We start from the raw sequence: 6916 nt of genomic DNA, 5'->3' as shown, positions 1-6916 counted from the left end.
ATTGATGACGGCGCAACGTGGCAGTCGGCGACCTCCTTTACCGGACTTGCTGCCGGCACTTACCAGGTGTGGATGCGCGATGAAGCCTTCCCGGACTGCAGGATGCTACTGCAAACGGTGACGCTCACCGAACCAGCCAGGCTGATTATAACAGAAGTAGTGACAGAAGATATACTGGCCGGCCAGGACGATGAAACGGGAAGCATCACCATCATGGCAGATGGCGGCACCCCGCCTTATATATACAGCATCGACAACGGCGACTCATGGCAGGACGGCAATGGTTTTGAAAACCTCGGTGAGGGAGTTTATCAGGTCGTGGTTGCCGATGACAATGGCTGCCTGGCTGATACCACTGTGAGCGTGAACGTAATATCGCTGATCGATGCAACGGTAGGCTTCGCCGGCCCGGCCTGCCATGGCTATGCCGACGGGTTTATAACGATCACTGTTGACGATGGCAACGAGCCGTTCGAATATTCGATCGACGGTGGAACAACATTCTTTGATTCCGGTAATTTTGAGGGACTGGCGGCCGGCACATACGAGGTGGTTGTAAGGGATGCCATGGGGTATCTCTATCTAGAGACGGTAGTGCTTGCCGAGCCTGACCCGCTTAACGCCGGTCTGACCGTTTCCGATGCCTGGTGCAGCAGTCTGAGCCATGACGGTGCGGCTGCCGCAGAGGTAACCGGTGGTACCGCTCCCTATACATACTTATGGTCCACCGGAGCCACAGATCCCGGCATCTCCGGCCTGGGTCCGGGTGATTACGGGCTGCTGATTACCGATGAGAACGGTTGCGAACTGGAGGTTGCCGCCTCAGTTGGTTATGAGCACCTGCTGGAAGTATCGCTTCCCGGCTCTGCAGCGATATGCCACGACGAGGAGTATGAGCTTGAACCCCTGCTTGAGCAGAGCGGCTCATCGGTGGTGTGGAGCTGGACAGCCTCGCCCGGCGCCGATCCTGCCCCGGTAGCCAACCCGGTCGTTTCTCCTACGCAGGCAACAACCTATTCGCTGCAGGTGACCGACGAGAACGGATGTGTGGCAGAGGCTGCCATAATGGTCGATCTGCACCCGCTTCAGGGTATATGGATTGGTAACGATACGGTCATATTCCAGGGAAGCGCGATCACGCTCGAAGCCAGAGGAGGCGAATTTGTAAATTATGAGTGGGCGCCGGGGACTGGACTAAGTGCGTTGAGCGGACCGGTAACGACGGCCACTGTTAACGAGCCGACCACCTATTTTGTTTTTGGAGAAACGGCTGAAGGCTGTATCGAGTCCAACTCCATATTTATCGACATAGTGCGGCCGGTTCATCCGGTTTCGGGCTTCACACCGAACGATGACGGCATAAACGACTACTTTGAGATCGGCAACGCACAGGATTATCCCGATATAGTCGTCGAGGTTTTCAACAGGAGCGGCCAGAGGGTTTTCTACTCGCAGGGGTACAGCGATGACAAACGCTGGGACGGCACATTCAATGGCCGTGTTCTGCCTGTAGGCACTTATTACTTTGTGATAACGCTTAATGATCAATTCGGAACAAGGCCGGTGACGGGACCGGTAACGATAGTGAGGTAGCATGAGAAGGATACTGAGAGATATGGTTGGTTCAGGATGTTCGCTTCCGCGGAAGCGCGGGCTTTCTCACATATTGAATGTGACAGTGGTGGCATTCATGCTTCTCTGCCTGCAACAAGGGTTAACCGCCCAACAGTTGCCTGTTTATACACAGTTTATGTTCAACAGTTACGTTTTCAACCCTGCCGAGGCGGGAACGCATAATTATTACCAGGTGCGTCTGAATAACAGGTTCCAGTGGATAGGCATACCCGATGCGCCGCAAACCAACAGCCTGAGTGTTTATGGTCCTCACTCGGAGAGGGATATGGGCTTCGGGGGCTACATTTTCAATGACGCGACCGGCCCCACAAGCCGGAACGGACTGTACGGGTCATATGCCTACAACCTGCCGGCCTGGGGCAATGTAAGGCTCTCGATGGGACTGTCGGCGGGAATCCTGCAGAACAGGGTTGACGGTTCAAAGATAGTGCTGCAAGACCCGTCAGACCCGGCACTGCAGAATACTGTTGCCTCTGCATTCTCACCCGATGCCACGCTTGGCCTGTACCTTTACGGGCAGGATTTTCATGTGGGCTTCTCGGCCCACCAGCTTTTTACCAATAAGCTGAACCTGTTTGATGAGGGTACCGGACTTAACAGGCTGAGGGCGCATTTTTACCTTACCGGGGGGTACAGGTATTTTGTCGGACCGGACTTTGCAATTGAACCATCTGTCATAGTGAGAGGCTCAGCACCCACGCCTGTGCAGGCTGACATCAACCTGAGGGCGCACTACCAGGATCTTCTCTGGCTTGGTGTTTCATTCAGGTCGAGGGATGCGGTATCTTTTCTTGTGGGGTATACACACGAAAACAGGTTCCATTTCGGTTATTCTTATGACATGAGCTTTTCACCAATTCGTCATCACAATTCTGGTTCGCATGAGATTTTTGTTGGTATGCGCTTTAACCCTGTCAGGAGATAAATCTCCCGGCATCACTTTTTCTGCTATTCTGTTAATTGCTGCCCTGCTGTCTGCCGGATGCAGCTCTCACCCACAAGGCCCGCCGGGCAAGGATGTGATGAGGCAGTCAGAATTTATCGACCTGCTGGTTGATATGCACTATTATGAAGGTATCTATACTGTAACGGGTAGTGTTACCACCACCATTTTCACCCCCGAACAGGATACGATCGACTACTACAGCCCGGTATTCGAAAGACACGGTGTAACGAGGGAAATCTTCCGGAAATCTTTGGACTATTATTCGTTTCACCCCCCTCAGTTCGAGATGATCTACAACAGGGTAATCGACGAGCTAAACAGGAAGCTTGCCGAAGCTGAGATGACGGGCAGGGAAATGCCTGATACCGGTCAGGACGGCCCTTCTGCCCAGATAGTGCGCAGGAACATCTGGGACCTTGAGTCGTCATACATGTTCCCGGGTCCCGATACCAACAGGTTTGTGAGCTTCAGCATCCCTGTGGTGGGACTGGGTACCTATACTTTCAGTGCCCAGGTAAGACTGAAAGAAGATGATATTGCCGAGAATCCCCGTGTAAGCATCTGGTTCCTGCAGGATGACGGAACTGAAGAGGGGTACATCCAGGAGTTCAGGACCTTCACACTGAGAAAGGACGGCAGGACCCGGCAGGTTGATATCTCAAGCGACCTGTTGCATCCTGATGTCACCCACGTGCAGGGACGGGTGCTCGATATGACAAACCGCTATGCAGAGGGCGAGAGGTCGGCCGAAATACAGAATATACGGCTCTACTACCAGCAGATGCCCGATTTTGATGAGAGATAATTTATTATGCCCAGGATAGCAGCAAGCATTGTATTCCCGGTGTCATCGCCACCGCGAAGGAACGCTGTGGTTGAGGTTGACGGTGACGGCACGGTGGTTTCTGTCTCCCGCGGGAGTCCGGGTTTCGATGAAATCGCCGGGGTACAGTACTACAGCGGCATCCTTGTGCCGGGCCTGGTTGATGTGATGTGCGGTGAAAAGGTCGACGGGGACTGGCTCCTGACGCGCGGTGTGAGGGTTGCCGGTACCACAGTGGCGCCTGAAAGGAATTTGTGGCAGGGCCGCTACGGGGGATGTGTCAGTTATGCCGTTTACAGTGATATGAATAGCTTTGAAAAGCTGTTCAGGCAAGGTTCAGGCACCGGTGTGCTGCTGTGGGGTGAACCGGGATTACCGGTGCTGGCAGGTTATGGCAGGATGGATCTGTTGCAGGTCATGACCGGGCTTCAGCAGTTCCGTCGTGAATATGAACTGACGGAGCTGATTTCCATGGCAACGCTGAACGGTGCCCTGGCGACCGGTTTTGACGGAGAGGCCGGAACAATTGAGCCGGGTAAGAGAAGCGGACTGAATATTATCGAGGGTGCGGATTTGCAACGGATGAGGCTGCTCCAGGGGAGCCGGCTGCGACGAATATGCTGAGCTATGAAATGATGGTAATACCGGCGGTGATTAAAAAGGTTGTGCCGTTTACCTGGCGAGGGTCACTTTAATCCCTGCTTTTTGAGCCACTCCACCGCTTCTGTGTCATAGTGAAGTATGTGGTTGATGAGCCAGTTCTCGAGAAAGAAGTACATATCTTCGCAAACCTCTTTCTTTCCTTGCTGATATTCTTCCTTGAACTGGATGATCCTGTTTATGAAATTGTTGTGGCTCTCTTTGTGCTTTGAAAAACCAGGATAACCCGATTCCTTGAACCATATCTCCTCATTGATGAGGTAATGCTCGGCGTAATGTACCAGTGAGAAAAAGACGTTGGATACTTCGACCTGGCAGTCCTTGTCTGTAATTGCTTTCTTGAGGTTGTTGATAATGCCGAAAAACTTCTCTCGGTGCTCATCTATAGCCTTAACTCCGACCTTGTACTCGTCTTTCCAAACAAATGGTTCCGGGGAAATGGTTCCTGACATCGTTTTAGGTTATGAGGGTTTTTCTTACCATTGCAAAATTACACTGAATATAACTGCATACAATGATTATTATCATAAGGGGCAAACTGCTGCCCGGCGATGCATTTTCAGCACAAGCCGCTCTGTTTTTTTAAAAAAAAGCCTTATGTTCGCCTCCAATTTAAATTCGGATGGCTACATTCCTGTTTGACCGTGTTGTATTCGGACCTGTAAGGAGCAGGCGGCTGGGTGTTTCACTCGGCATAAACCTGTTGCCCGGTGACAGGAAATGGTGCAGCTTCAACTGTATTTACTGCGAATGCGGCTGGACCAATGAGGGGCCTTATGAACCGGAAGGGTTTCCTCCAGGGGTACTGGTAAAGGAGGAGCTTGAGAAAAAACTGCATGGCATGGCTGCCATGGGTGAAAAGCCCGATACCATTACCTTTGCCGGCAACGGGGAGCCTACCCTGCATCCTGAATTTGCCGGTGTTATAAATGACACCCTGGAGATCCGTGACCGGCTGGCTCCCAATGCGCTTATAGCTGTTCTCTCCAACGCCACCATGCTTGATGATCCTTCTGTTTTTGAAGCACTCGCAAAGGTTGACCAGAACATCCTGAAGATAGATTCGGCCCGGGAAGCTACGGTTCGGTTGCTTAACCAGCCTGGAGAGGGGTTCAGCCTGGACAGGACGATTGAAAATATAGCCCGGTTCAATGGCCGGTTCATCCTGCAGACGCTTTTTGTCAGGGGTGTTTATAATGGTGTTGAGATCGATAATGCCTCGCCGGGTGAGGTGGGTGACTGGCTGAAGCTGGTTGAAAGGTTGCAGCCTGAAATGGTGATGGTATATACCATAGCCAGGGATACACCTTCGGAGGGTCTTTACAAGGTGCCGCCGGAAGAGCTCGACAACATTGCCGCAAAGGTAAGGGAGACAGGACCCCGGGTCCAGGTTTCATATTGATCACCAAACCTGGCTTCGGCCATTCTTCGCCCGGGCCTGCCAGGGCCACCCCCATACCGCCTTCGAAGATCTCTACCCCGCCCCGCCAGGGCCACCCCAATCATGGCTTCAGCAATACTCCGCCCGCCCCGCCAGGGCCACCCCCATACCGCCTTCGGCCATTCTTCGCCCGCCCCGCCTTCCATCAATCCTCCTGTTGCTGCAGCTTGCCGTTTTTTAGTATCTTGCCGTTATGGCAAAGTTGACTGTGCTGGTTTGCCCGATGGACTGGGGCCTGGGCCACGCTTCCCGGTGTGTGCCCGTGATCAGGGCCTTCCTTGATGCCGGATGCCGCGTGGTGGTGGCTGCTGAAGGAGGAGGCAGGAAATTGATTGAGAGGGAGTTCAGTATAAGCAGCGCTGCACCAGTCGGACAAATGCTTCGCCCCGAGGTGACCGGTTTCCCGGGGTTCAGGGTTTCATGGCACGGTCGGTTCCCCCTGCTCAGGTTCATGGTCCGCCTGCCCTCATTTCTGCTGCATATCGGGCGTGAAAGAAATGAACTGTCGCGTCTTGTCTCATTGTACGGGGCCCGGATAGTTGTTTCCGATAACCGTTACGGAGTGGTGCATCCTTCTGTTTATTCGGTTATTATAACCCACCAGCTGAGGCCCTCGCTTCCATCGTTGATGAAGGTGTTTGAAGGCTCTGTTGCATGGATGGTGAGAAGGATGGTGGGCCGGTTTGACGAGTGCTGGATACCTGACTGCCCGGGCGGACCGGTGGCAGGAAAGCTGGTGAGGGGCTGGGAACGGCTTCAGGCAGCTTTCTTTGTCGGACTCCTCAGCCGGTTCAGGGTAGCTGATGGATACCGGTCCCCGGCTTCCGGAAAGTACCGAATTCTTTTTGTGCTGTCGGGCCCGGAACCCGGCCGGACGCTGTTTGAACGGAAGGTCAGGGATATGATGCGCAGTTCGGGTATCAGGGCGCTCCTTGTACAGGGTTTGCCGGATGCGGCGGACAAAAGGCGCTTTCCGGCCACGGATACGGCTGGATCAACTTATGAAAGGCAACGCTGTTTGGAAACGGCAGCCCAGGGTGCCGCAGCGGGGCTGAAGGGTGTTCAGCAGGACCTGGCGAAAGGGGATATGTGTTTCGGAGAAACCGAAGCCGACGGTGATCTTCATGTTGTTCCGTTTCTTGATTCAGGGGGACTGCTGGAGGCAATGGAGATGTCCGGCCTGGTTGTGTGCCGCAGCGGGTACAGCACGGTATGCGACCTGCTGGTTGCAGGCAGGGAGGCGGTGATGGTGCCGACACCCGGACAGACCGAGCAGGAATATCTCGGCAGGTGGCTGTCGGCGAAAGGATATTTCAGGGTGATCAGCCAGGATGAACTGGCGCAGGAAAGGCTGCCCGAGATCCTGAAGAAAGCAGAGGCCGGTAAAGTTTCAATGACAGGAAAGGCTGAA

Annotated in this window: 7 protein-coding genes; 6 read left to right on the top strand and 1 reads right to left on the bottom strand. The window is 53.7% G+C overall.

Annotated features, from left to right (window positions below; genetic code table 11):
* The 4 genes from EA408_13835 to EA408_13820 all read left to right on the top strand — a co-directional run.
* The coding region (locus EA408_13835) for a hypothetical protein (protein TVR68175.1) at window positions 1-1593 on the top strand (1593 nt) is incomplete at its 5' end.
* A 1-nt stretch (window position 1594) separates the two neighbouring features.
* Entirely contained in the window at window positions 1595-2560 is a 966-nt protein-coding gene (locus tag EA408_13830) for a type IX secretion system membrane protein PorP/SprF (protein ID TVR68174.1), read from the top strand.
* Window positions 2517-3386, top strand: a complete 870-nt coding sequence (locus EA408_13825; protein TVR68173.1) for a DUF4296 domain-containing protein — start codon at window positions 2517-2519, stop codon at window positions 3384-3386. Before EA408_13830 ends, EA408_13825 begins: the two co-directional genes overlap by 44 nt.
* Window positions 3387-3392: 6 nt before the next feature.
* Window positions 3393-4028, top strand: a complete 636-nt coding sequence (locus EA408_13820) for a hypothetical protein (protein ID TVR68172.1) — start codon at window positions 3393-3395, stop codon at window positions 4026-4028.
* A 62-nt stretch (window positions 4029-4090) separates the two neighbouring features.
* Here EA408_13820 and EA408_13815 read toward each other — a convergent pair whose 3' ends face one another.
* Window positions 4091-4516: a hypothetical protein gene (locus EA408_13815; protein ID TVR68171.1), complete on the bottom strand. Its 426-nt coding sequence runs from the start codon at window positions 4514-4516 to the stop codon at window positions 4091-4093.
* A 170-nt stretch (window positions 4517-4686) separates the two neighbouring features.
* Between EA408_13815 and EA408_13810 the strand changes: the two genes are divergently transcribed.
* Entirely contained in the window at window positions 4687-5466 is a 780-nt protein-coding gene (locus tag EA408_13810) for a radical SAM protein (GenBank protein ID TVR68170.1), read from the top strand.
* A 415-nt stretch (window positions 5467-5881) separates the two neighbouring features.
* Window positions 5882-6916: hypothetical protein (locus EA408_13805; GenBank protein TVR68176.1), on the top strand; the 1035-nt coding region annotated here is incomplete at its 3' end.

The sequence above is a fragment of the Marinilabiliales bacterium genome, assembly GCA_007695015.1.
GTDB lineage: Bacteria > Bacteroidota > Bacteroidia > Bacteroidales > PUMT01 > PXAP01.
This window is presented reverse-complemented; position numbering and strand designations above follow the sequence as displayed.